Below are 24,799 nucleotides of genomic sequence, written 5' to 3'. Positions count from 1 at the left end.
AACCTCTCCCTATATTTAAATTCAATTGAAATTCATTATCTCTATGCTTAGTTTAAAGAATAACAATCTCAAATTCTATTGTCAACATATATTTCCTATTATACCAAATTAATTTACTTCTTTCTTTAATTTTACTATTGTAAATCTCAATTTATTATCTTATAATATTAACTAACAAATAGTAAGTCAATAATTTTTTATAAGGATGTGTTCCTATGAATCAAAGTATTTTTGTAGCCCACGGGGCTCCAACTCTAGTATTCGAAAATAATAAATATACTGAATATTTAAAGCAATATGCTAAAACTATAAATAAACCTAAAGCCATAATAATCTTCTCAGCTCACTGGGAATCAGATATACAATTAATAGGTGCAATGAAACCCTACGATATGATATATGATTTTTATGGATTTCCAAGGGAGTTATATGAGGTAAACTATCCAGCTAGTTCTGACTCAATATTAGCTAAAAAAATTCAAAGTATTTTAACCCAAAATAATATTGATAGTAAGTTAGATTTTTCTAGGGGTATTGATCACGGGGCTTGGTCAGTACTAAAGCTTATGTTTCCTAATATAGATATTCCCGTAATAACAATGTCTGTTAATCCAAAGCTACCTAATAAGTTCCAATATGAAATAGGTAAAGCTCTATCTCCACTAAAAGATGAAGACATATTAATTATTGCAAGTGGTGGTATAGTTCACAATCTTGGAATGGTTGATTTCTATAAAGAAAATTCTATATATTCTTGGGCTTTAGATTTCAATAATTGGATTAAGAAAGCTATAGAAGAATGGGATACTGATAAACTTTTTAAATATGAAAGTTTAGCTCCAAGTGCATCTTTAGCGGTTCCTAGAAATGAACATTTTATCCCTCTACTCATTGCTATGGGTGCAGGTGATCACTCTAAAGATGGTGAATCTTTGATAAGCACATTCCAATATGGTAATTTAGCCTTAGATTTATTCAGATTTAGTTAATTATGAAGCCTCCTTTATGATAAAATATATTTAGAAAAAGGAGGCTATTTTATGAATAAAACTATTGGATTTATTGGGTGTGGAAATATGGCTCAAGCCATTATCGGAGGTATAATAACATCTAACTTTATTTCTAAAGAAAATGTTATTGCATCAAACCCATCTAAAAATAAACTTGATATTTGCCGTGATAAATACGGAATAGAAATCTATCCTGGGGATAATATATCAGTTGCTAAAAAGTCAGATATATTAGTTTTAGCTGTTAAACCACACTTTTATAGTGATGTAATTAAAGAAATTAAGGACTATATAAAAGAAGATGTTTTAATAGTAACTATAGCAGCTGGAGTAAGCATAGATTTCGTTGAGAAAAATTTCTTTTCACACATAAAAGTAATTAGAACTATGCCAAATACGGCTGCACTTGTTAATGAAAGCATAACTTTATTATGTAGAAATTCAGCTGTTACAGATGATGAGTTTGCCTTAATAACAGATATGTTTAATAGTATAGGTAAAACGGAGATTATTCCTGAAGCAATGATAGATAAAACTCTTGCTATAGGTGGCTCTTCTCCTGCACTTGTTTATATGTTTATTGAAGCTATGGCAGATGGAGCAGTTCTTCAAGGTGTTCCAAGAGACAAAGCTTACAAAATAGCTGCTCAAGCAGTTTTAGGTTCAGCTAAAATGGTTTTAGAAACAAATCTTCATCCTGGAGCTTTAAAGGATATGGTATGTTCTCCTGGTGGAACAACAATAGAAGCTGTTTATACTCTCGAAAAAAATAATTTTAGAGGTTCTGTCATAGAGGCCGTAGATAGCTGTACTAAAAAAGCTATAAAAATGAATAGTCAAAATTCAAAATAAAAAAGGCAATTGCACCAGTAGTTTTTAGCTACTATTGCAGTTGCTTTTTTTGCTCAAATGTGCAAATGATTAAATGTTCAGATATGCAGATAAGCATTTGCACATTTAAATATATAAATATATAAATATTTAAATATATATTTACGAATTTATGTACTCACATAGTTTTTTACAAAACTCACTAGTTCTGAAAAATCGTAAAATACTTTAGAATACTTAATTCTTTCTTTATCTATTACAAAGACCTCTACCTCTTCTTTAAGTGCCGCCATTATCTTTTCTCTAGTTCCGCCTTCTTTTCCTGAGTCTTTCATCAATATTCCCTTGCAATTAAATTCCTTTAGGAACGCTCTATTAAATTCCTCTGAGTGAGATCCTTTAAGGGCTATTATATCATCGGGGCTAACTCCAAGTTCTATCATCTTTTTCATGACATCTACTGATGGCAGTACTCTATGCATGAATCTATTTTTTAAATTCATTGCCAGTATTTTTTCAACACTTTTACTTCCTGTAGTATTTAAGATAGTACCATCAAATACTTTTAGTTTTTCTTCTAGTTCCTCAAAATTAGAAACTATATTTACCTGTGAGCATTCCTTGAACTCTTCTAATATACCTTTTCTTTCATATCTTAAATAAACAATATCTAATTTACTACATACCTCTATTACATTTTTTGAAACTTCTACAGCGTAAGGATGTGAGGCATCTATCAGCAAATTAATATCTAACTCTTTAAACTTCTCTTCAAGTTCTTCCTTGTTTAAAGGTTTTGTATTAAGAATTTTATACTTATATTCTTTTAATAAGTCTCCACCATAAGTTGTAGCTGTAGATACAAATATATCCTCAGTAAACTCATTTAATCTCTTAAGTAATTCTCTTCCTTCTGAAGTCCCAACAATTATTCCTATCATTTTTTTTGCTCCAGTTTATATCCTCTAGGGGTAATAAAAAAACCATCTTTTATATAACTTTGAGAATTTCCTATGATAACTATACTCATCATATCTACATTTTCATCAGTAAACTCACCTATAGTTGTTAGATAAGCTTCTTGTCCATCCCTTAAAGCATTTTTAACTATCCCAATAGGTGTAGAATCATCTCTAAATTCTTTTATTATTTCTATAGCTTCTTTTAAATAGTCTGGTCTTCCTTTAGATTTAGGATTATATAAAGAAATAATAAAATCACCTTCTGCAGCCAATTTTATTCTCTTTTTAATAAGTTCATAATCCGTCATAAGGTCAGAAAGTGAAATATTACAGTTATCATGCATAAGTGGTGCTCCAAGTACTGATCCCGCTGCTGAAGATGCCGTTATTCCCGGAATAACTTCTACATCATGATTATTTTCTTTAAGTTCTAATATAAGCCCAGCCATTCCATAAATCCCTGAATCTCCAGTACTTATAACTGCAACATCCTTATCTTCTGAAAGTTTCAAAGCCTCTATACATCTAGCTTCTTCACCCTTCATTCCATTTGAATATATTTCTTTATCCCTTATTAAGGGTTTTACCATATCTATATATTTAACATATCCTACTATTACGTCAACCTTTTCCAAAACCTCTTTTGCTTTTATAGACATTTGATCTAATCCACCAGGTCCTATACCTATTACATATAATTTACCCATCTATTATCTCCTTTCTCCTATGCAAAGAGTCATTCCTTCTTTTGATATTCTCTCAACAACAATTTCTCCCCCACTTAAATAAACGCAGGGTTCTGCAACTGCTCCAACACCTATAGATTTTCTAACAAAATCGCTACACTTAAATAAATGCTCTATTTTCCTAACCTCATCCCTAGAATGAATCTCTAAAGGAAGGCTAAAAACTTGAGAAGTATTTAAGATAGCCTCTTCCTTAGACTTTAAATCTATGGTGGATATTTTTAATATGGAATCTTCTCTATATCCGTACTCTTTTAAACTTTCTCTTATAAAATCTAACATTTTTTCTTTAGGTACATCTTTCCTACAACCGATTCCTAAGATGACATTTTTTCTTACTAAAACTAAAGCTTCTGAACCACTTATTTTATTAGTGACTTTAACTTTAGGTAAGTTCTCACTACTTTCAATACATTCAATATATCCTTTAGGAATATCTATAATTTTATCTTCATCTTCAAATACAACTTTTTTCCCTTCTATTAAAAAAGCTGATATATCCTTAGCTTTTTTAATATCCGATATTAATAAATTATTTTCCTTAGCTATCATATCAGGTGCTTTTACACCTAAAGAATCTGTAGCTGTGGTTATAATTGGCATAGCCTTTAGAATTTCACTAACTTTTATAGCAAGTTCATTTCCTCCACCTAAATGTCCACTTAAAAGAGATATAGCATATTCTCCTTTAGCATCTACAACAACAACTCCAGGATCTATTGTTTTTCCTTTTAAATAGGTTGCAATAGCCCTTACAGCTATTCCTGTAGATGAGATAAATATTATTCCTTTTGCTTTCTCCATAGCTTCTTTTGTTATTTCATTTAGACCAACTGCTTTAATCTTATCTTTAGAGAAATATAGGCTGCTGAAATTCCTACTTAGCTTTTCTCCCAAAATATCGCCTAAGCTCGAAACACTAAGGATATAAATCATCTATTTTACTCCTTTTCTAAATTCATGAGTAAACGTCTTATCATATAGTAGAGATTTTTCATATTCACTGTCTATAAAATCTCCAACCAATATTTGAGCAAACTTCTTAATTCCAGCTTCCTTTACCTTTACTGCTATATCCTCTAGTGTACCTATAATTATTCTCTCATCCTCCCAAGTAGCTCTCTCTATAACAGCTACAGGAACATCTTCTCTTCCATAACCTTTTTTAAGCTTCTCAACAACTTTATCAATCATTCCTACCGAAAGAAACAATGCCATAGATGCCTTATGTGAAGCTAAGCTTTCTAAAGATTCATTTTCTGGTACTGGCGTTCTACCCTCTACTCTTGTTAATATAACAGTTTGACTTACTGATGGAAGAGTAAACTCTCTTTTAATACTAGAAGCCGCTGCTGTAAATGAGCTCACTCCCGGAACAACTGTATATTCTATATTCAACTTTTCAAGTTCATCCATCTGTTCTTTTATAGCACCATAAATAGAGGGATCACCTGTATGAAGTCTTACTATTATAGAATCTCCTTGAGAATTTTCTTTCATCACTTCTATAACCTCTTCTAAGGTCATGCTGGCAGAATCATATATCTTACAACCTTCTTTGCAGAAGTCCAAGTGCTTAGGACTAACTAAAGATCCTGCATAAATAATTACATCACAAGTTTTTATAAGTTCTCTTCCCTTTACGGTTATTAAATCTACATCCCCAGGTCCTGCCCCTACAAAGTAAACCATGCTATTTCCTCCTATCTATTAGCTATTATTAAAGACATATACTCACATTCTGATAATATTTCTTCTCTACTAGATGTAATTACTTGACCTTCTCTCCCTGCTTTTCTAACCATAACATAGTTAAAGCCCTTTTCTTCAAGTACATCTAATACTTCTTTTTCTCTTTTATAAACCTTCATTATTACAACATACTTTTCATCTTTTATATCATTAATTCTTCTTGCTGGAAGTACTAAAAGAGGTTCATTTCCCATAACTACTGGCGTTCCAGTTAGTGCAGCAGATGCACAGAAAGAAGTTATTCCTGGTACAGTTTCAACCTTAAATCCGCTTTCTTGTATATATCTTAATAAATGAACATAAGTAGAATATACTAGAGGGTCCCCTATAGTTAAAAAACTTACTATTTTCCCTTCTTGAAGCCTATTTTTTATAATTTCATAAGCTTCTAGTACCTTTCCATCAGTATTTTTTTTACCCATTGGAAAATGAGCTATTATAACTTCAGTTCCTTCTTTTATAAATTCCTTTGTAGTTTCGTAGGCTATGCTTTCTCCCTCTTCCTCTGAAGATGGTGCTACTATTACTTGGGATTCTCCTATAGCTCTTACTGCTTTTAAAGTTAATAGTTCTGAATCTCCAGGGCCTACCCCTATTCCATATAGTTTACTCATGCATTTTTTCCTTTCTTCCACTCACAATATATATTCCATTATTGCTCATCATCATGTAACTATTATTTCTATTTTTACTTACATGAACCTCTGTTATGTCAACTTCATAATTAAGTCTTTTTAATGTCTCGCAAGCTTTATAACAATTATCCAAAGTAATAAAATTTAAAACTACTCTTCCTTCTTGTTTTAATATTCTATGTCCTTCTTCAATTATCTTCTCTAAATTGCCACCTGTTCCACCTATAAATATTCCATCAAAACTTTCTGAAGAAAGCTTTTGTAATTCTTCTAAAGCTTCTCCTTTAATTATATCTAAGTTATTACAACTAAATTTAGCTTTATTTTGAAGAATTAGTTCGTACGCTTCCTCATCTCTTTCAATAGCAGTTATTTCTTTACAGAATTTACTCATTTGAATAGATATTGAGCCTGTTCCAGCTCCAACATCTAACATCTTATCATCTTTTTCTAACTCTAATTTAGCTATGGAAAGAATTCTTACTTCTTCTTTAGTCATAGGAACCTTTCCTCTTATGAACTCTCCATCTTTTATGAATTTCACGTTCTCTCCACCACCATTATGTTTAATTCACTAAACTCTTTTGCCTCTATTTCTTTTGGACTTCCTATAGTTATCTTCTCATCCTCATAAGAAAGATTTTCTCCTACATAAATGGTACATTCTATATTTTCATCATGTAGTTGTTTTGCAAGCTTAGTTGGGTTATTTATCTTATCCGTCAGCCATATAGATAAGTTGACCTCTCTAACTTCTTTTATAAAATCCCCCTCTCGTCCATGGAGAGAAGATAATTTTGCTTCTTGCCAAGACTTTCCTAGTTTACTCATAAGATACTGAAAAGAACTTATTCCAGGAATTACAGTGATTTCTTCATTAATATTTCTTTTAAGATAATTAAGTACACCATAAAAACAGGGATCTCCAGAAGCTACTATACCTATATTTTCAGAAGGATTATTTTCTATAAACTCTATTATACCTTTTAAATTATTCACCGCTACCTTAGGTGTAGATATAAAATCCAAACTTTCCACGGCTCTAGAAAACCCTATAACTATAGATCTATTATTTAAAGTTTCCATAGCTTTAAGCAACATGTATTCTTTACTTCCTGGTCCAAGTCCAACTAAAGTAATCAAGTTTCTTCCTCCTCACTATTAAATAGAAGTTTAGCTTCTTTTCCTCCCCAATATAAAACAACCTCTGAGGTTAATTCATTCATCACATACTGCTCCATTTTTTCTTTTGCTTTTAGAGCTATAGTTTTATATATAGACTTATATTCATCTGGAATTATTCTAACAGCACCTTCTGTAGTTTTTTCATTATAAACAGCTGTCACTAATTCTAGTGGCGCTCCTATTAAAGCTAATTCTAGTGCTATAACTTCAAGTCTCATATCACAAACTTTAGAATGAGTATTAAAGGCACCAGCTGCTACTTTTCCAAGTTTCCCTATATGTCCTATTATAGTAACTTTCTTAACAGAATAGTATCTCGCTGCTTCTAAAGCAAATCCAACATAATTAGATATAGTAACCATCTTGTTTCTATCATAACCCAGGGATTCTCCGAATTTTTCTCCCATATTTCCAAATATAAATATTAACTCATCATAATAGGCAGCTTTAGCTTTCATTTCTATTTCAATAGTTTCTTTTAAGGCTTCCTCTGACATAGGATATACTATTCCAGAGGTTCCAAGTATACTTATTCCACCTAATATATTAAGCCTAGGATTAAAGGTTCTTTTAGCTACTTCTTCCCCTTCTGGAACAAAAATAGTTATCTCTACCCCTTTATCTTCTGGAAGAACTTTAGTTACTTCTTTTTCTATCATAAGTCTTGGAACTGGATTTATTGCAGCTTCTCCCTTTTTTATATAAAGACCTTCTCCACAAACTACTCCTACACCTTTTCCACCTTTTAGAGAATATCTATCCTTCGATTTCTTAGCTGTTGCCCATATTTCTATTCCGTGGGTTACATCTGGGTCATCTCCCCCATCTTTTACTACACAACAAGAAACAAAGTTTTCTCCTCTTTCTATAGTTTTTATAGGAAGCTTAAGTGGTATTCCTGCTGGAGTATCAATATCTATAAACTCTAAATTAATGTCTTTGTATAGCATTAAGGTAGAAGCCTTTGCAGCTCCAGTTGCACAAGAACCAGTGGTATAACCACATCTTAGCTTTTTCCCTCCAGCATTTACATACATGTCTAACATTATTCTCTCTCCACCAACATGTACATAAGAGCATTAACTATAGCTGCAGCTATATTACTTCCACCTTTTCTTCCTCTTATAGTTATCATAGGAATATCAAGTTTTTCTACTTCTTCTTTAGACTCCCTAGCCCCTACAAATCCTACAGGCGCTCCAATTATAAACTTAGGATTAGCTTTTCCCTCTTCATATAAGCTCTTTAGATTAAACAATGCTGTAGGTGCATTTCCAAATACGAAAAACTCTACACCTTCCTCTGATGCTTTAGCTACAGCAGCCATTGAACGAGTTATTTTTTCTTCCTTAGCTTTTTTAGCTACTTCTTCAAGAGACACATAGGTTATAACCTCGCAGCCTAACTGTTTTAGAGCTTTTTTATTTATACCAGCTGCAATCATGTTTGTATCTGTGTATATCTTTACTCCACTTTTAAGAAGCTTTTTAGCTTCCTCTATAGCACCGTCTCTTATATAAACTAAATCTTTATATTCAAAATCTGCTGATGTATGGATAACTCTTTTTACTATAGAAAGTTCTTCCTCAGTAAAGTTATGAGTTCCCATCTCACTCCCTATTATTTCAAAACTTCTTTGCTCTATTTCCATTGGATTCTTAATGTACTCCACGGCTCTTCTCCTTACAACTGTTAATTATTTCTTTAAGAAACTCTATATTTGAGAAAAAATGAATATGAGCATATGCTCCTAAAGTATTTTTCTTAATATATCCACATTTCCAGCTTTTCAAGCTTCCATCATAAGCTCTTTTCTCTAAAGTATAAACCTTCTCTTCGTCAGAATTTATAGTTGATTTATGAAACTCATGTGCTCTTACTTTTAATGCTCTTCTTATTAAGGAATTTTCTTTAACATCTATAAAGGTGTATCCAAAGTTATTTAGTTTATCAGTCATAACTGATTCTCCTTTAAATACTCCAACCATTTTCTCCCCTTCTATTTCTTCCATAAGGTACATGAGGCCTCCACACTCTGCATAACAAGGCAGTCCGTCTTCAAGCTTATCTTTAAGACTTTGTATGAAGCTTGTATTTTTAGATAACTCTTCTCTAAAAACCTCTGGGTAACCTCCACCTATATATATGAAGTCAAGTTTATCAGGCAACTTTTCATCCTCTAAAGGTGAAAAATACTTAATCTCTCCTATTTCCTCTAAAAGTTCTATATTCTCCTTATAATAAAATGAAAAAGCCTTATCCCTAGCTATTCCTATTTTTAGTCCCCTTTTTCTTAGGTGAAAATTATCATTAAATCTTTCTGTTTCTACTAAACAGTTAAGTAATCTATCAACATCAACATTATCCTCTATAAGCTCTGCTATTGTGGATATTTTTTCATCTAAATCCTCTACTTCTGAACTTTGAACTAATCCTAAATGCCTTGATTTTAATGATATTCTTTCATCTTTAGGTACATATCCTAAAAGGGGTACATCTATCTTCTTATCAAATATAGTTTTTAATAATGAATAATGACTTTCAGTTATATTATTGAGTATTATTCCTGCAAAGTCTGTGCCTGAAAACTCTAATATTCCACTAACTTCAGAAACAAAGGTAACACTTGAAGCTCTAGGGGTAAGCACTAAAATCACAGGTATATCTAAAAGCTGAGACACATGTGCTGTTGATGCTTCTGAGGTGCATCCCATACCATCATATACCCCCATTACACCTTCTATTATTCCTATTTCTCCTCTGCCTCTTGAATAAACTGCTTTAAGTCCATCTTCTCCTTGCAAGAAATAATCAAGATTCCTAGAAGGATTTCCTGTTACCTTTTCATGAAAAGCTGGGTCTATATAGTCTGGTCCAATTTTGTAAGGTGCAATATCATATCCTTTATCTTTAAGTAATCTCATAAGACCTAAAGTAAATGTAGTTTTTCCTCCACCTGAACAGTTAGATGCAATTATTATTGATTTCATAAGGACCTCCTTATTTTAATTCATAATTCCCTTTTTACTTTCACCCATTCCTTCATATTTACCACTAATAGCTTCTTCTAGATGTCTTAAATATATATTTCTGATTTCTTTATATTCTCCTAAACCTTTAAATATCTTTTTAACCTCTATGCCTTCCTCTTTAAGTCTTAGATACCAAGATTCCTCTTCCTCAGAAAATATATCATTTTTAGCATGGTCTCCTGCTACCAAAAGGAATGGTGTTAAATTTATTTCTTTAACATTATATTTTTTTAAAGTTTTAATTACCCCTTCTATAGATGGATAACCTTCAACCGTTCCTACAAATGCATTATCATAATCTAGTTCTCTAAACCTATTTTGAAGACAACCGTAACAAGAGCTTGCTGGATGATTGGTTCCGTGTCCTACTAATAGAACATTCTCTCCCTTTGGCATAACTTTTTTAAGCTCATCAATTAAATCATCGTAATCTAAATTAACTTCTTCTGATTGGAAGTATAACAAAGGTCGTCCTATAATCAAATTCTTAAAGCTTTCTTTATAGCTATTTACAACTCTCTTTATATAGTCATATTCTTCTCCTGGAATTATATGAAGCGGTTGTACAACAACTTCATCATATCCACATAACTTAAGATTTTTTAAAGCTTCTTCTGGTGTCATTACATTCATATCATACTTATCTTTTAAACTTTTTATTATCATATGTGAGGTAAACGCCCTAAAAATATCATATTCATTTCTATATTTTTCCTCTACTTCTTTTTCAATAACCACTATGGTTTTATCTAAAGTATCTAAGTGGGATGTTCCAAAACTTGTAATTAAGATTGCTTTTTTCATTCCTTCAACTCCTATAAAAAAACCTCTATCCATTTGGATAGAGGTAAAAGTGCAAGACAAATATAATGGTAATATAATTCCACCTATTCTTATATCACTTTCCTTCCCTCCGAAGGATTAGCTATAAAAAATTAGGCAGGTCTCCTGACTTAGGGTTCATCCTCCTTCTTCCTTCCCAGTAAAACCAGTGGTTCATTAGAATTCGTCACCCTTTACAGTAGCGGGGGCTGTAGAGGCTTTTAACCTCTTTCCCTTTTAAATTTATTTCCCAGGAAATAAATACCATAACTTCTCTTGTTATTCTGTTAATGAAATTATATCTCAAAAAGCAAACTTATACAAATACTTTCCTACACTAAAAACTTATTTAACACTTGCTTAAATTCATCTTCACTTTCTGTAATAAAGGCTTCAAATTCTGTCCCATTAAGCTTAACAGCCTTAGCTAATTCTAATAAAAATTCTGGTACCTTATCTTGAAGTATGTCCCCATAATAGTCACCTATTCTAGTTTTACCTTCACCTAGTTCACCTTTAATGTGAAGTTCAAAAACATTTTTAGGTCCATCTCCAACTCTTTTCATCTTTCCGCAAAAACCTATATTCCCAACTTCATGAACTCCACAGGAATTAGGGCATCCTGAAATATGTACTCTTGGAAGCAAATCTTCCTTTATACCTTCAGCCCTAAACATATCTATCATCTCGTTTAGAGTTTTTTGCCCATTTAAAACTCCCATTTGACAGATAGGTGTACCAATGCAAGCAACAGATTGTTCTAACCTTGTTTCTCCACCTAACCCCTCTGTAAGACTGACTATTTTTTCAGCTTCTTCCCCATTTAAGTTTCTTATATATAAACCTTCCTCCATGGTAAGTCTTATTTCAACATCATCCATATTTTCTATTTCATCTATAAGAGTTTTTAACACAGATAATTTTAGTTGTCCTCCTACTGGATGGAAGTACACGCTATATAAGCCTTTTTGTTTTTGAGCTATAATTCTCTTATTATTTATTGTAATTTCCTTACCTTCTTTTTTTATCTCTTTTATCTCCAAGTCTAAAGGCAAGTTCTCAGCTTTCTTAACTTCTTCTAAATGTTTTTTATAACACTTTATAAAATCATCTTTACCCATTCTGTCTAAAATGTATCTGACACGGGCTTTTCCATGATTTTTATAATCTCCTTCAGCCATAAATAAATTAGTTATAGCCTCAACATGATATAAAATATCTTTTGGTTCTATTAGTTCTCCAAGTTCTACTCCAAGCTTTGGATTTCTTCCTAATCCTCCACCTATATACACTTTAAAATATTCTTTATCATCTACTTTAACTGCCAAAAAACCTTGATCTGTAACTGTTGCATGTGAAGCATCTTTATCACTGCTGGAAAAAGCAACCTTAAGCTTTCTAGGTAATTTATAGCTAGTAATTTTCTTCATAAAATGTCTATTAACAGCCATAGCATAAGGAGTTACATCAAAAGTTTCATCTACATCTACACCAGATAAAGGAGAAATCGCTACATTTCTTGGAAAACTTCCCCCTGCTCCTCTTGTATAAATTCCATTCTCTAAAGCCTCTACCATTACTTCACATATACCATCTATATCAAGTCCATGTAATTGTATAGCCTGCCTAGTTGTAAGGTGAATCCCTTCTAAATCATATTTATTTGCAAAATCATAAACTAATTTAAGCTGCTCTTTAGAAGCTATACCTGACATAATTCTAAGCCTAATCATAAATTCCTTTCCACTTCTATGGGCGTAAACCCCCATACCACCTGAAGCCTTTTTAAAATCTGCTTTATTCATTTCTCCATTTAAAAACTTATATCCTACCTCTTTAAAATCCTTAATTTCTTCTAATAATTCACTATTTAATTTATCCATATAATCCACCTCTTAATACTGTTTACAATACAAACAAAGTATACTCTTTACCTTTTTATAAGTAAAATAGGTTTTATTAATGATGTGGATAAAAATTTCTAATGCTTATTGTCCTCTTCTATTTTCATCACAATCTTTTCACATATCTCATGAGTTATTAACGAATCTTGTATAGATGGACTCGGGATCTTATTATTTTTCACACAATCTATAAAATGATCTGCTATTTGATAAAATCCTCTTTTATATAACGTTGGTTCCCAATCTCCAAACTTAGATAGGCTTTTATTCTTATCATGTAAATGCCAAGTCTCCACGAAATTATCTACTATATATTTATTCCCAGCAGTCATGTATTCTAATATTTCTTCAGTAATTCCATTGTTTCTGTTCATTATCCCTATAGCTGTACATCCATCTCCAATCAATTGAATTACTACATTGTGAAGCATTCCTTCTTTCCTTAAATATCTAACCTCTAGTTCCTTAACTTCTCTACCCATTAAAAATCTTAAGGTATCCACAACGTGAACAAAATCCTCCACAATAAATCTTCTAGTATTATCAGGAAGACAAAATCTATTTTTTTGAATTATTATTATATCTGCTTTGCCATGTTCTTTTAACTTACTAAACATAGGAGAAAATCTTCTATTAAAACCTACCATAGCTATAACCTTATTTTTCTCAGCTAACTTAGCTATCTCTTCTGTTTCTTTAAAATTTAATGAAATAGGTTTATCTATATAAACATTTATTCCATTTTCAATAAGCTTTTTAGCCACTTCAAAATGAGCTTCCGTAGCAGTGCTAACAAAAACAGCTTGAACTTTTTTATTTATAAGTTCATCAACTGTCTGTACATACTCATTTATTCTATATTTAGTCGAAAGATTTTCTAAAGTAGTTTTATTTCTAGTACAAAGAACTAATTCTATATCCTCTTTTTCACTAAGTACTGGTAGATATGCTTTTTTAGCTATATCTCCTAATCCAACAATTCCAATCCTCATAAATTTTCTCTCCTTACAACACAGATTTAGTTTTCTTCATAAACCTAGATATAAATTCACCTGCTAAAATAACCAATAATATATACATCTCGTATCTATATCTAGTTTGAGTTTCTATAAAAATATGCACTGATGTAAATCCAATAAATAAAAGACATATAATATCTATTTCTTTATTATTTCTTTTAAATTTACCTAAAAGAGCTCCAAGTGCACCTATTATCAGAAATAAATATTGTAGATTACCTATTTCTGAAAGCCTAAAGGTATTATCAGTAATTTTTTCTTCAGAGAGAGAAAAAGAATACTGATTGTCCCTCTTTCCTAAGAAGTCATACATTTTAGTTTTAATGAATGGAAAAGTTTCTTTATAATTTGTTATAGAATTTTTTATTACCTTGAGACATTCCTTATTATAAGCATCATAATCAAAATTTAATCTCTCTAAATCAAAGTAAACTTGTGTTTTCCTAGCACTTTCTGTAGGGATTTTATATACACCTTCATCTGTAAGCCCTAATACAAATTTAAAATACTTTGCATTACTTTGACTTATAGCCTTTGGTGCTATCTCTGTCTTAACAAAAGCAAAATCAACTAATTTAACCACCATAGTAAAACAAAGTATATAGATTACCAAAATACCTAGTATTTCTAAATACATAGTTTTACTAAATACTTTGCATACATAGGTAATAGCCACTCCAATGATAATAATTATAGCTATAGGCCTAAATATCTGCATTAATCCTAAAAATACTCCTCCAATTGCTGCTGACTTTTTATCATTTTTTAGAATAAAATATAAAGATGTTACCATTAATGCGCCACTTATATGCTGGTTGTTTATAACCGAAGACCCCATTATATTAGGAATATATAAAGAATATAATGTAGACCCTATAGCTCCGATATCTTTTGTATACCTATCCTCGCAAATCTTATAAATCATTATGGAAGTTACTATAAGATATATCCATTCTAATATTTTAAAAAATATAAGTTTGCCTCCAAATATTTTGGTTATTAATGCAAGATAGGAAGTATATCCAATTTGAAAATTATAAAAATAAAAATAATTGGTTTTATCGAAACTTTCCTGTTTAAAAGTTCCATCAATAATCTTATTTGCACCTTCCAAAAGTATTTGATAATCACTAATAGGAGTAGTCTTTGCATAGAAGTTCCAAAGTGCATAAATAATTAACGAAATTACTGACAAACCTATCAAAAAGTATTTTGTGTTTTTTCTATTTACTCTAACAGCTGTTATAACAGAAGCTAAAGTTATAAATAATATAATTACTGTTGTATTAATGCTTAACTTTTCATTAGTTAATTGGTAATATGCATGACCTGATATTAGGAGTATTATTATCCCCAAAATCGCAAATAAAAAGTTTAATTTACTTACCATAGATTTTATCTTCATCTTAAATCTTCTCCCATAAGAAAGTAAGAACCCAAGGAGATACTTTTGAAGTAATATATTTCACTGTCATCGTCCCCCTTATCCTAAATTATTGCTGTTATTATGTTAATTTGATATATACATTATATATTAATTTCAATTTAATTCCAATTTATAAAAGAACCATCTCAATTTATTTTTGAGATGGCTCTATATTAATTATTTTAATTTCTCTGAATTACCTAAGCTCACACTGAAAGTTTCACCATTTTTCATTAATATGTGACCTGAACTGTAAGGTTTATCTTCTATAGTTATATAAACTTTATCTACTCCATAATATGCTCCTAAAGTATTGGTTATCCCTTGAAGTATATTTAGTTCATAACTTGACCCTGCATTCATTTCTTTAACAAGATTTTCTGAAAAATCAACATAAACAACTCCATTATTTAAATATAAGCTCTTTATATTTACATTTGGGCCTAGTAAACTGCCTACATTATCTTTAGGTACTTCTTTAAATAGTTTCTCTAAAGTTAATCTTGTTATATCATTTGTTTTAAAGCTTAATTGTTTCTCCACATAATAAAGCTTCATTTCATCTCCGCTAGGATAATATATTCTAACATTTTGAACTAATGGAGTATCCTTTTTAATCTCATCTAAAGTTGAAGTTACTTCTGAACCTTGTGAAGTATATACAGTTTTAACTAATCCATTTTTAGCTGCATAATAGTCTAACTTCTTATAGTTTTTACCTTCAGTTGTTACTTCCAATGCTTTGAACTTACCTACATTAGTTGTTATCTCAACTTCTGTGTTAGAGATATATCTCTTACTTCCATCTGGTGCTGTCCAAGAAGTCCCTTTAACTAAAGGTTCCTTTAAAAAAACCTCTTCTACTTTGCCTTGTTTTGTTGTAAAGTTTTCTCTAAAATAAGTTTCTTCTCGAGATAATACTGATCTAAGCTCTCCATCTTTATTTTCTAATACAGTTACAAGCTCTGTCCCTCCATTATTTTTTCTGATTTGAGCTCTATTATTATCTATATAATCTACCCATACTGTGTATTTAGCATATTCATTTCCGTTTCCTGCATACTCATATACCACATTATCATTAAAAGGATATATATCCTTTATGCTATAAGCAGTACCCCCATTATCCTTTGTTTCTTCATTATCGGGATTGTCAGTATCAGGTTTAACAGTGTCATTTTGGCTACTATTATCTTTATCAGCTGCACTTATTTTATTGCATCCAAACATAAATAATACAGAAAGAGATAACATAATGGCACAAATAATCTTTTTCATCTTTCATCCCTCTTTTCTTTAATTTATAGTAAATTACTCTATACTATAATATTAATATATAGGGGGATTTTGGTCAAATTTCCTCAGTAATCATTTACACAGAAACAGGCCGTAACCATCTAGTTATGACCTATCAATACTTCTTTTAAATTCTGCAATCCTTTTAAATTTTCTATTCTGTATTCAACTTTTTCTATATTCCCAAAACCATATTCAGCATAAATGAAGGGTATTTTATTCTTTTTCGCAGCCTCATAATCACCTAAGATATCACCTACGTAAACTGGATTTTTTAAAGAGTTTCTTTGTATTACTAATTTTATATTTTCAGCTTTAGATTTACCTGTAGCTCCTGAACACTCAAAATCTAAAAATAAATCCTTTAAGTTATGATATTCAAGAAAGGCTTCTATATATCCAGCCTGGCAGTTACTAACTATAAATAACTTATACTCATCTTTAAGTTTATTTATAGTTTCTTCTAAATCCTCATATAGAGCCCCACCTTGTTTTGCTATTAATTTTATTTCCTCTTTATAACATAACTCTATGACTTCTTCTCTCTGTTCTTTTGATAAATAAGGAAATAATTTTTCTCCTATCAAATCATGCTGCAATCCAAATACTCCTCTTAGATCCTCTGCTGTTATTGGCTCTTTAATATACTCAAAAGCATTTAAAGCTTCTTCCCAAGCCACTAAACAAGTTTCTAGCGAATCCCATAAAGTACCATCTAAATCGAAAATAATGCTATCAACCTTTAACAAAAACAATCACCTCCTAATTTTGTATATATTATATTATAAAATATATCTTTAGTGAACTTCCAATCTATTAACATGCTATAATATTAGTTAATAAATGGAATATATTGAGGAGGTTATTATGTTTAAGCATAAAGAAGTTAAAATCCCCCTATTTATAATTGCTCTTATTTTTTCTATATTATTTATTGACTCTAGCTACTCTAAAATTAACAACTCAACTACTAATGTTAAATATATAGATTCAAGCTCCTTCAATTCTATAATAAAAGAAGCTTTCCTTACAGATAAGGGATATTCTGAAACCTTGTCTCAATATATGCCTTATGAAGTGTTTAGAAAAACAAATATATACCACACTTATGCCTTAGAGTATTATGAGGGTCCTTTCCAAATAGAGTTAGATCTTGATGAAGTTTCCCAAAGTTATTCTAATGAATTGATATCAATAAAAGTCGCCCATTCTATTATTATAAAAGATTCCAAAGATAATCTTGCTGGTGGATCTAGGGCTCCAATTACATTTACTGTAGAAGAAAAAAATAATTCTTGGTACATTATTGAATGCTCCCAGCCTGCGTAATTATTTAATTAAAAAGAGCCGTTAAAAACAGCTCTTTAATTTATCTTATAAGTCTATTTATATCTATTTTTAAGATTATTCTGCACTCTTTAAGGATTCCACCATGTTTATTTTCTTTAGCCTTCTGTACATTACTATATTTACTAGTCCTGAAAATATTATTGTTAATATGGCTGAGTAAACAAAATCTATAGCTTTAATTGTACGGACAAACATTACCATATCTATTTCTGCAGTTACTACAACATACCTATGTAGACCTATACCTAAAAATAATCCTAAGATGGTTCCTATTATAGATAAAACTACATTTTCTCTATAAACATAAGCAGCTACCTCACTATCATAAAATCCTAAAACCTTTATGGTTGCTAATTCTCTTATTCTTTCACTTATGTTTATATTAGTTAAATTATACATAACTACAAATGCTAATGCAGCAGCGGATACTATTAAAACCACCACCACTGAATCTATGCTTCCCATAGTCTGTTGGAAACGTTCACTGGTATTTGTTATAAAGCTAACAGAACCTATATCAGTATTCTTCATAAGGTCTTTAGATAAAAAGTCTTCTCCATCTTTACTCTTATCTGTAGTGGTTCCTACAAATCCATTATATTTAACTGGGACATCAAATAGCTCCTTATAATATTCTGGAGACATGTATATATAGTTCATTACATAGTGCTCCGTAATTCCACTTATCTTTACTTTAACTTTTTTATCATTTAAGTTTATCTCAATATTATCTCCTTTAGACACCTCTAAAAGTTTAGAGAGCTTTTCAGTAATTACTACTCCATCTGAGGGAAGTTCAATGTCTTCATTATTATGAGCTAACTTAATGAAGTTCTTAATTTCACTCTTATTTTCTGGTATAAATAAATAACTGTCCACTTCCTTATCATTCTCATTAGTTGTTTCAATATTCTTTTGGAAAATCATCAAAGTATTATCTAAGGTTTTATAATCCTTTAAGTCTTCTTTAAAATTAAGAAATTTACTTTCCTCAATCTCCGATTTTAACTGAACAATCATGTCATATTTATATATCTCATTAAATTGTTTGTCTGTTATTGACATAATTGAATTTTTAAGTCCAAAACCTGTTACTAATAATGCAGTACATCCTGATATACCTATTATTGTCATAAAAAATCTCTTCTTATATCTAAGTATATTTCTCGCTGTAACCTTACTGGTGAAAGACATCCTTCCCCATATAAAACCTACTCGCTCTAATAGTATTCTCTTCCCAGCCTTAGGAGTTCTAGGTCTCATAAGTACTGCTGGAACTGCTATTAACTCCTTGGCACAGGCAAAAATAGCCGCAAGTGTAGTACATAAAACTGCAACTATTGTAGAAGTAACAGCTAACTCTACATTAAAAGGTGATATAATGTCAGGAATCTCATACATGATTCTATAAGCATTAAAGATTACATTAGGGAAAAGTCTAAAGCCTACTAATACCCCTAAAACACTTCCTCCTATACTTGCCAGAAAAGAATATAAGAAATAATGAAAGATTATAGATCCCTTTCCATATCCTAAGGCTTTAAATGTTCCTATCTGGGTTCTTTGCTCCTCAACCATTCTAGTCATACTAGTTAAACAGACAAGGGTTGCAACTAAAAAGAAAATTAATGGAAATACATTACCTATTGCTCCTATTCTTTCTGAATCATCGCTAAACCCTCTTATTCCTATATTGGTATCTCTTCCAAGTACGTACCAATCCTTATTTATATCCTTAATTTTTTCTTTTACCGGATTAACTATATCATTATATTTATCTGTAAAATAATTTTCAGCCTTAGCATCTTTAACTATTACTGATAGTTCATTATATATTTTTTCTACTTCTAATCCAGGAATGTTAGGCATCTTAGGAATGGCTAATTCATAGGCTGCTTCTTCACCAATCTGAAAAAAAGCTTGAGTAGTTCCATTTCCTAAAGAATTATTTCCCCTTTGACTCTTATTCATATACAAAGATGAATTAACAGTCCCTACTATTTTAAATTTCTTAACTTCATTTTTTGTTTTAAGTTCTATTGAACTTCCTATTTTTAAACCTTCTTTTTCAAGAAATCTTTTCTCTGTTACTGCTTCCTCATTATTCTCTGGAAGTTTTCCATCTACTAATATAGGATTATTTACAGTTTCCTCTCCTATCTTTAAGGAATGTACTTTTATAGGTATTTCACTTTCCCCATTAACAGCCAAAGCATCAAAAGTATAACCTGCATAAACCTTCTCAACTCCATCTGTATTTTCTACCTTCTCTATGTCAGACTTCTTGAAACCAGTAGCCGAATAAATATCTAAATCTGATGCATTGCTATCATCTAAATACTTATCTGCAGTAATTTTCATATCAGGGCTAGTTGCTCTAACCCCTGCAAAAAAGGACACCCCAATAGCTACAATAATGAATATAGATAAAAATCTTGATTTACTCGTAGTTATATCCTTTAATATATTTTTTCTATATGCTCTTTTCATTCCTACCATTCAATCCTTTCTACAGGTATTGGATTATCATTTGTTGTTACGCTATGAACTTTTCCATTTCTCACCTTTATTACTTTATCAGCCATTGGTGCAATAGCTGAGTTATGAGTAATAACAATAATAGTCATTCCATGATCTCTACAAGTATCTTGAAGAAGTTTTAATATAGATTTTCCAGTATTATAATCTAATGCTCCTGTAGGCTCATCACATAACAAAAGTTTAGGGTTTTTAGCTAACGCCCTAGCTATAGCAACTCTTTGCTGCTCTCCACCTGATAATTGAGCCGGAAAATTAAATTTTCTCTCCTTAAGCCCCACTTGATCTAATACTTTTTCTGGATCTAATGGATTTTTACATATTTGAGAAGCTAATTCCACATTTTCAATAGCTGTAAGATTTTGAACTAAGTTATAAAATTGAAACACAAAACCTATATCATGTCTTCTATAGGTAGTTAACTGCCTAGAATTATATTTCTCTATTTCACTGCCATCTACTGTTATTTCTCCACTGGTTGGGAAATCCATTCCCCCTAAAATATTAAGTACAGTTGTCTTACCTGCTCCACTTGGCCCTACAACTATTACAAATTCACCTTTATCTATAGAAAAGTTAACACCATCAACTGCTTTTATCTCTACTTCTCCCATTTTATAGCTTTTCTTAACATCTTTTAATTCTATATATTTTTCCACTTTTACTCCTCCCATAAGACAGATATTAATAAATACGTAATCACTTTATTCATATTATACTCTTAAGCAAACATATTAGCCGCTAATTTAATACAAATTTAATAAAATAAAGGGTCAGCTATTTAAAGCTAACCCTCATATTAAAACATATACTCTTAATTATTTATTACATCGGTTCTTATGATGTTCCTAACCTATTTCTTTTAATAAATTAGCCATCTCAATTGCTGAAACTGCTGAATCATATCCCTTGTTTCCAGCCTTAGTTCCTGCTCTCTCTATAGCTTGTTCTATACTATCTGTTGTAAGTACACCAAATATTACAGGAATTCCTGAGTTTAAAGAAACATTGGCTATTCCTTTAGAGGTTTCTGCACATACATAATCAAAATGTGGTGTAGCTCCTCTTATTACAGCTCCTAAACATATAACTCCATCATATTTATTTTTTTCAACCATCTTTTTAGCTACTAATGGTATTTCAAAAGCTCCTGGAACCCAAGCTATTTCAATATCTTCCTCTTTTACACCATGTCTTTTAAGTCCATCTATAGCTCCACCTAAAAGTTTAGATACTATAAACTCATTAAATCTTCCTACAACTATACTAAATTTTAATCCTTCTGCTACTAAATTTCCTTCATAATTTATCATTTTTATTCTCTCCTTATATTTAAATATTTAATAAGTGACCCATTTTTTCTTTTTTTGTTTCTAAGTAATATTTATTTTTTTCATTATGGTTCATTTGAATTGGTACTCTCTCAACTACCTCTAAGTCATAGCCGTTAAGTGCTGATATTTTTCTTGGGTTGTTAGTCATTAATCTTAACTTTGTTGCTCCAAGTTCTTTAAGTATTTGAGCTCCTATACCATAGTCCCTCATATCTTCTGGAAATCCTAATGCTAAGTTTGCCTCGACTGTATCTAATCCTTCATCTTGAAGCTTGTACGCTTTTAATTTATTGATAAGTCCTATCCCTCTTCCTTCTTGTCTCATATAAAGAAGAATTCCCTTACCTTCCTCAGCTATTTTTTTCATTGCAGCATCGTATTGCTCTCCACAGTCACATCTTTTTGAACCCAAGGCATCTCCTGTTAAACACTCAGAATGAACCCTAACCAAAACAGGCTCACCTTCTTTTACGTCTCCCATAACTAGTGCTACATGATGTTCTCCATTTAACTTATTTATAAACCCTACTATCTTAAAATCTCCATACTTTGTAGGCATTGAAGTTTCTACAACCTTATCTATAAGTTTTTCTCTATGTCTTCTATACTCTACTAAATCAGCAATGGTTATTATTTTTAGATTATGCTTTGAGGAGAATTCCATTAAGTCTGGAACTCTTGCCATTGTTCCGTCATCCTTCATTATTTCACATATAACCCCAGCGCCTTTAAATCCTGCTAACTTTGCTAAATCCACCGCTGCCTCTGTATGTCCTATTCTTTTTAGAACTCCACCTTTTTTTGAAATCAATGGAAATATATGTCCTGGTCTTCTAAAATCCTCTGCCTTTGATTCTTTATTTAATAAATGTTTTATAGTATCTGCTCTTTCAAATGCAGAAATACCAGTGGTTGTATCCTTATGGTCAATAGAAACAGTAAAAGCAGTTTCATGATTATCAGTATTTTTTTCAACCATCTCATTAATATCTAATTTTCTTAATAAAGTTTCTTCTGCTGGCACACATATAAGTCCTTTTCCGAAGGTTGCCATAAAATTAATATGCTCACCTTCTACTTTTTCAGCAGCCATAAGTAAGTCCCCTTCATTTTCCCTATCTTCATCATCAACAACTATTATTATCTTACCCTCTTTAATATCCTGTATTGCTTCCTCAATAGTATTAAATTTGTACATATCTAACCCTCCCTTAGAATCCGTTATTTATTAGAAAATCCATGGTTATAGATTTCTTTTCATCATTCTTTTTGTTAAATCCAAGTAACTTTTCTACATACTTTCCTATAACATCACACTCAAGATTTACTTCTTCACCTATTTTCTTTTTAAGTAAAGTAGTTTCTTCGCTTGTATGAGGTATTATAGATACCTTAAACTTCTTTTCATCAACATAAGCTACCGTTAAACTTATTCCGTCTATTGCTATCGAACCTTTCTCAACAACATATTTCAAGATTTCTCTATCAGCATCTATGGTGATCCAAACAGCATTTCCTTCTTTCTCATAGGATGTTATCTTTCCTTTTCCATCTATATGTCCACTTACTATGTGTCCTCCAAATCTGCTATTTGCAGCCATGGCTCTTTCAAGATTAACTTTATCTCCTTTTTTAAGAGTTCCTAAGTTACTTCTTCTAACAGTTTCACCCATAACATCTGCATAAAAATAATTTTTCCCTATATCTGTAACAGTGAGGCAAACCCCATTCGTACTTATACTATCTCCTAAATAAGTTTCCTCAAGGACCTTAGAAGCTTGTACTTTTATTCTCAAAACATTCTGTGAGGCTTCAAAATCTACAACAGTTCCTATTTCTTCAACTATTCCTGTAAACATACCTTCCCCTCCTTAAATATCCCTCAATTAATAAATCTTCACCCAAAAACTTTGTTGATATGTTCTTAATATTAAAAGATTCACTTAAGGCTCCAATTCCAACCCCTTCAACTGGTGTTTTAGCCTTATCTCCACCTATTATTTTAGGGGCTATATAAAACTCTACCTTGTCTACTAATCCTGCTTCTAGAAAAGAAAAGTTTAAGGTTCCTCCTCCCTCCAACAAAACACTATCTATTTTTAATTTTCCAAGCTCTTCTATAAGTTTCCTTATATCAACTCGCTCATCTTTATCCTGTAATATTAATACCTCTATTCCTCTATCTTTTAATTGTTTTATCTTATCTTTTGGAGCTTTTTTTGTAGTTGCTATCAAACATCTGGATTCATTACTAATATCTAAAACCCTACTGTCTATTGGAATTCTAAGCTTACTATCAACTATTATTCTTATTGGATTTCTACCATTAGGCACTCTACATGTTAGTGAAGGATTATCTTTAATAACTGTATTTACTCCAACCATAATGGCTGAATATTTATTTCTAAGTTTATGCACATTTTCTCTTGCAATTTCTCCAGTTATCCACATAGATTCCCCAGAAGTTGTGGCTATTTTTCCATCTAAACTCATAGCTGCTTTAAGTAGCACGTAAGGCTCATTACTTAAAATGTATTTATTAAACACTTCATTAAGTTTTATGCATTCCTCTTCTAAGACCCCAACCTTAACCTCTATTCCAGCTTTCTTAAGCTTTTCTATACTTTTTCCTGCAACTAATGGATTAGGATCTATTTGTCCTATAACAACTTTAGAAAATCCATGTTCTATAATGGAATCAACACATGGAGGTGTCTTGCCGTAGTGATGACAAGGTTCTAATGTTACGTATATAGTTGCACCTTTAAGGGATTCCTTAGAATCTTTTATTGCATTTATCTCTGCGTGATTTCCACCATAAAACTCATGGTATCCTTCTCCAATTATTTTGTTATTCTTTACTATTACTGCACCAACTTGAGGATTAGGATTTACTTTTCCTTCTCCTTCCTTAGCTAACTCTAGTGCTCTTTTCATAAACTTTTCATCCATAACAT

General features: G+C 31.2%; 25 protein-coding genes and 1 riboswitch. Of the genes, 3 read left to right on the top strand and 22 right to left on the bottom strand.

The features are described 5' to 3' along the window. Window positions 1-215 precede the first annotated feature (215 nt). Window positions 216-989 (top strand): class III extradiol ring-cleavage dioxygenase, encoded by a 774-nt coding sequence (locus tag L1S49_RS13640; RefSeq protein WP_238905406.1) that lies wholly within the window; start codon window positions 216-218, stop codon window positions 987-989. A 51-nt stretch (window positions 990-1,040) separates the two neighbouring features. Next, window positions 1,041-1,862, top strand: a complete 822-nt coding sequence (proC, locus tag L1S49_RS13635; RefSeq protein WP_238905404.1) for a pyrroline-5-carboxylate reductase — start codon at window positions 1,041-1,043, stop codon at window positions 1,860-1,862. 149 nt (window positions 1,863-2,011) lie between these two features. Here the strand turns inward: proC and L1S49_RS13630 are convergent, their stop codons facing one another. From L1S49_RS13630 to L1S49_RS13555, 16 genes are all read right to left on the bottom strand, one after another. Continuing rightward, window positions 2,012-2,782, bottom strand: a complete 771-nt coding sequence (locus L1S49_RS13630) for a cobalt-precorrin-6A reductase (protein WP_238905400.1) — start codon at window positions 2,780-2,782, stop codon at window positions 2,012-2,014. Then, window positions 2,779-3,510, bottom strand: a complete 732-nt coding sequence (gene cobJ, locus L1S49_RS13625; protein ID WP_238905398.1) for a precorrin-3B C(17)-methyltransferase — start codon at window positions 3,508-3,510, stop codon at window positions 2,779-2,781. The genes L1S49_RS13630 and cobJ overlap by 4 nt, the downstream gene beginning before the upstream one ends. 3 nt (window positions 3,511-3,513) lie before the next feature. Beyond that, the gene (gene cbiG / locus L1S49_RS13620; protein ID WP_238905397.1) at window positions 3,514-4,485 is read right to left on the bottom strand and encodes a cobalt-precorrin 5A hydrolase; all 972 of its coding nucleotides are present in this window, start codon (window positions 4,483-4,485) and stop codon (window positions 3,514-3,516) included. Continuing rightward, window positions 4,486-5,241, bottom strand: coding sequence for a precorrin-4 C(11)-methyltransferase (gene cobM, locus L1S49_RS13615; RefSeq protein ID WP_021804226.1), 756 nt, complete (start codon window positions 5,239-5,241; stop codon window positions 4,486-4,488). A gap of 11 nt (window positions 5,242-5,252) precedes the next feature. After that, on the bottom strand, window positions 5,253-5,915 hold the full coding sequence (locus L1S49_RS13610; protein ID WP_238905395.1) for a cobalt-factor II C(20)-methyltransferase: 663 nt from the start codon (window positions 5,913-5,915) through the stop codon (window positions 5,253-5,255). Further along, the gene (cbiT, locus tag L1S49_RS13605; protein ID WP_238905392.1) at window positions 5,908-6,480 is read right to left on the bottom strand and encodes a precorrin-6Y C5,15-methyltransferase (decarboxylating) subunit CbiT; all 573 of its coding nucleotides are present in this window, start codon (window positions 6,478-6,480) and stop codon (window positions 5,908-5,910) included. The genes L1S49_RS13610 and cbiT overlap by 8 nt, the downstream gene beginning before the upstream one ends. Further along, window positions 6,477-7,079 carry a precorrin-6y C5,15-methyltransferase (decarboxylating) subunit CbiE gene (cbiE, locus tag L1S49_RS13600; RefSeq protein WP_238905390.1) on the bottom strand — a complete coding sequence of 201 codons (603 nt, stop codon included), beginning with the start codon at window positions 7,077-7,079 and terminating at the stop codon, window positions 6,477-6,479. The genes cbiT and cbiE overlap by 4 nt, the downstream gene beginning before the upstream one ends. After that, complete coding sequence (gene cbiD, locus L1S49_RS13595; protein WP_238905386.1) at window positions 7,076-8,167, bottom strand: cobalt-precorrin-5B (C(1))-methyltransferase CbiD; 1,092 nt, start codon at window positions 8,165-8,167, stop codon at window positions 7,076-7,078. Before cbiD ends, cbiE begins: the two co-directional genes overlap by 4 nt. Then, a complete protein-coding gene (locus L1S49_RS13590) occupies window positions 8,167-8,772 on the bottom strand; it encodes a precorrin-8X methylmutase (RefSeq protein ID WP_238905488.1) in 606 nt (201 codons plus the stop codon). The genes cbiD and L1S49_RS13590 overlap by 1 nt, the downstream gene beginning before the upstream one ends. Window positions 8,773-8,779: 7 nt before the next feature. Then, window positions 8,780-10,111, bottom strand: coding sequence for a cobyrinate a,c-diamide synthase (locus L1S49_RS13585; RefSeq protein WP_238905378.1), 1,332 nt, complete (start codon window positions 10,109-10,111; stop codon window positions 8,780-8,782). A 15-nt stretch (window positions 10,112-10,126) separates the two neighbouring features. Next, window positions 10,127-10,990: a sirohydrochlorin cobaltochelatase gene (locus L1S49_RS13580; RefSeq protein WP_238905376.1), complete on the bottom strand. Its 864-nt coding sequence runs from the start codon at window positions 10,988-10,990 to the stop codon at window positions 10,127-10,129. Window positions 10,991-11,073: 83 nt separating this feature from the next. Beyond that, a riboswitch (cobalamin riboswitch) is annotated at window positions 11,074-11,259 on the bottom strand. Between the two features lie 48 nt (window positions 11,260-11,307). Next, window positions 11,308-12,858 (bottom strand): nitrite/sulfite reductase, encoded by a 1,551-nt coding sequence (locus tag L1S49_RS13575; protein ID WP_238905374.1) that lies wholly within the window; start codon window positions 12,856-12,858, stop codon window positions 11,308-11,310. A gap of 98 nt (window positions 12,859-12,956) precedes the next feature. After that, window positions 12,957-13,871, bottom strand: a complete 915-nt coding sequence (locus L1S49_RS13570) for a Gfo/Idh/MocA family oxidoreductase (protein WP_238905372.1) — start codon at window positions 13,869-13,871, stop codon at window positions 12,957-12,959. Window positions 13,872-13,884: 13 nt separating this feature from the next. Then, on the bottom strand, window positions 13,885-15,303 hold the full coding sequence (locus tag L1S49_RS13565; protein WP_238905369.1) for a hypothetical protein: 1,419 nt from the start codon (window positions 15,301-15,303) through the stop codon (window positions 13,885-13,887). Window positions 15,304-15,501: 198 nt separating this feature from the next. After that, window positions 15,502-16,602, bottom strand: a complete 1,101-nt coding sequence (locus tag L1S49_RS13560; RefSeq protein WP_238905368.1) for a GerMN domain-containing protein — start codon at window positions 16,600-16,602, stop codon at window positions 15,502-15,504. Window positions 16,603-16,721: 119 nt separating this feature from the next. Beyond that, window positions 16,722-17,369, bottom strand: coding sequence for an HAD family hydrolase (locus L1S49_RS13555; protein WP_238905366.1), 648 nt, complete (start codon window positions 17,367-17,369; stop codon window positions 16,722-16,724). Between the two features lie 118 nt (window positions 17,370-17,487). On the opposite strand from L1S49_RS13555, the gene L1S49_RS13550 reads away from it, so the two are divergent. Then, a complete protein-coding gene (locus L1S49_RS13550; RefSeq protein WP_238905364.1) occupies window positions 17,488-17,949 on the top strand; it encodes a hypothetical protein in 462 nt (153 codons plus the stop codon). Window positions 17,950-18,024: 75 nt separating this feature from the next. On the opposite strand, the gene L1S49_RS13545 is transcribed toward L1S49_RS13550, so the two are convergent. The 6 genes from L1S49_RS13545 to ribD all read right to left on the bottom strand — a co-directional run bounded on the left by L1S49_RS13545 (window position 18,025) and on the right by ribD (window position 24,794). Further along, on the bottom strand, window positions 18,025-20,469 hold the full coding sequence (locus L1S49_RS13545) for an FtsX-like permease family protein (RefSeq protein ID WP_238905362.1): 2,445 nt from the start codon (window positions 20,467-20,469) through the stop codon (window positions 18,025-18,027). Then, on the bottom strand, window positions 20,463-21,167 hold the full coding sequence (locus L1S49_RS13540) for an ABC transporter ATP-binding protein (RefSeq protein WP_343073979.1): 705 nt from the start codon (window positions 21,165-21,167) through the stop codon (window positions 20,463-20,465). Before L1S49_RS13540 ends, L1S49_RS13545 begins: the two co-directional genes overlap by 7 nt. A 189-nt stretch (window positions 21,168-21,356) precedes the next feature. After that, window positions 21,357-21,821, bottom strand: a complete 465-nt coding sequence (gene ribE, locus L1S49_RS13535; protein WP_073020135.1) for a 6,7-dimethyl-8-ribityllumazine synthase — start codon at window positions 21,819-21,821, stop codon at window positions 21,357-21,359. A 19-nt stretch (window positions 21,822-21,840) separates the two neighbouring features. After that, window positions 21,841-23,040 (bottom strand): bifunctional 3,4-dihydroxy-2-butanone-4-phosphate synthase/GTP cyclohydrolase II, encoded by a 1,200-nt coding sequence (locus tag L1S49_RS13530; RefSeq protein ID WP_238905358.1) that lies wholly within the window; start codon window positions 23,038-23,040, stop codon window positions 21,841-21,843. A gap of 13 nt (window positions 23,041-23,053) precedes the next feature. After that, the gene (ribE, locus tag L1S49_RS13525) at window positions 23,054-23,701 is read right to left on the bottom strand and encodes a riboflavin synthase (protein ID WP_238905356.1); all 648 of its coding nucleotides are present in this window, start codon (window positions 23,699-23,701) and stop codon (window positions 23,054-23,056) included. Continuing rightward, the gene (ribD, locus tag L1S49_RS13520) at window positions 23,682-24,794 is read right to left on the bottom strand and encodes a bifunctional diaminohydroxyphosphoribosylaminopyrimidine deaminase/5-amino-6-(5-phosphoribosylamino)uracil reductase RibD (RefSeq protein WP_238905354.1); all 1,113 of its coding nucleotides are present in this window, start codon (window positions 24,792-24,794) and stop codon (window positions 23,682-23,684) included. Before ribD ends, ribE (L1S49_RS13525) begins: the two co-directional genes overlap by 20 nt. Window positions 24,795-24,799: the final 5 nt, after the last annotated feature.

Origin of the sequence: Clostridium sp. YIM B02506 (assembly GCF_022324845.1) — a bacterium.
GTDB lineage: Bacteria > Bacillota > Clostridia > Clostridiales > Clostridiaceae > Clostridium_T > Clostridium_T intestinale.
The sequence above is the reverse complement of the archived record's forward strand: the minus strand, read 5'-3'. Positions and strand labels throughout refer to the sequence as shown.

Bases quoted from the DNA above. Each gene is read 5' to 3' on its own strand.
- cbiG (WP_238905397.1), bottom strand. From the start codon at position 4,485: ATGATTTATATCCTTAGTGTTTCGAGCTTAGGCGATATTTTGGGAGAA.
- proC (WP_238905404.1), top strand. From the start codon at position 1,041: ATGAATAAAACTATTGGATTTATTGGGTGTGGAAATATGGCTCAAGCC.
- L1S49_RS13590 (WP_238905488.1), bottom strand. From the start codon at position 8,772: ATGGAAATAGAGCAAAGAAGTTTTGAAATAATAGGGAGTGAGATGGGA.
- L1S49_RS13610 (WP_238905395.1), bottom strand. From the start codon at position 5,915: ATGAGTAAACTATATGGAATAGGGGTAGGCCCTGGAGATTCAGAACTA.
- L1S49_RS13585 (WP_238905378.1), bottom strand. From the start codon at position 10,111: ATGAAATCAATAATAATTGCATCTAACTGTTCAGGTGGAGGAAAAACT.
- L1S49_RS13550 (WP_238905364.1), top strand. From the start codon at position 17,488: ATGTTTAAGCATAAAGAAGTTAAAATCCCCCTATTTATAATTGCTCTT.
- cbiD (WP_238905386.1), bottom strand. From the start codon at position 8,167: ATGTTAGACATGTATGTAAATGCTGGAGGGAAAAAGCTAAGATGTGGT.
- L1S49_RS13580 (WP_238905376.1), bottom strand. From the start codon at position 10,990: ATGGATAGAGGTTTTTTTATAGGAGTTGAAGGAATGAAAAAAGCAATC.
- L1S49_RS13640 (WP_238905406.1), top strand. From the start codon at position 216: ATGAATCAAAGTATTTTTGTAGCCCACGGGGCTCCAACTCTAGTATTC.
- L1S49_RS13570 (WP_238905372.1), bottom strand. From the start codon at position 13,871: ATGAGGATTGGAATTGTTGGATTAGGAGATATAGCTAAAAAAGCATAT.
- L1S49_RS13530 (WP_238905358.1), bottom strand. From the start codon at position 23,040: ATGTACAAATTTAATACTATTGAGGAAGCAATACAGGATATTAAAGAG.
- cobM (WP_021804226.1), bottom strand. From the start codon at position 5,241: ATGGTTTACTTTGTAGGGGCAGGACCTGGGGATGTAGATTTAATAACC.
- ribD (WP_238905354.1), bottom strand. From the start codon at position 24,794: ATGGATGAAAAGTTTATGAAAAGAGCACTAGAGTTAGCTAAGGAAGGA.
- cobJ (WP_238905398.1), bottom strand. From the start codon at position 3,510: ATGGGTAAATTATATGTAATAGGTATAGGACCTGGTGGATTAGATCAA.
- ribE (WP_238905356.1), bottom strand. From the start codon at position 23,701: ATGTTTACAGGAATAGTTGAAGAAATAGGAACTGTTGTAGATTTTGAA.
- L1S49_RS13630 (WP_238905400.1), bottom strand. From the start codon at position 2,782: ATGATAGGAATAATTGTTGGGACTTCAGAAGGAAGAGAATTACTTAAG.
- L1S49_RS13565 (WP_238905369.1), bottom strand. From the start codon at position 15,303: ATGAAGATAAAATCTATGGTAAGTAAATTAAACTTTTTATTTGCGATT.
- L1S49_RS13545 (WP_238905362.1), bottom strand. From the start codon at position 20,469: ATGGTAGGAATGAAAAGAGCATATAGAAAAAATATATTAAAGGATATA.
- ribE (WP_073020135.1), bottom strand. From the start codon at position 21,821: ATGATAAATTATGAAGGAAATTTAGTAGCAGAAGGATTAAAATTTAGT.
- L1S49_RS13575 (WP_238905374.1), bottom strand. From the start codon at position 12,858: ATGGATAAATTAAATAGTGAATTATTAGAAGAAATTAAGGATTTTAAA.
- L1S49_RS13560 (WP_238905368.1), bottom strand. From the start codon at position 16,602: ATGAAAAAGATTATTTGTGCCATTATGTTATCTCTTTCTGTATTATTT.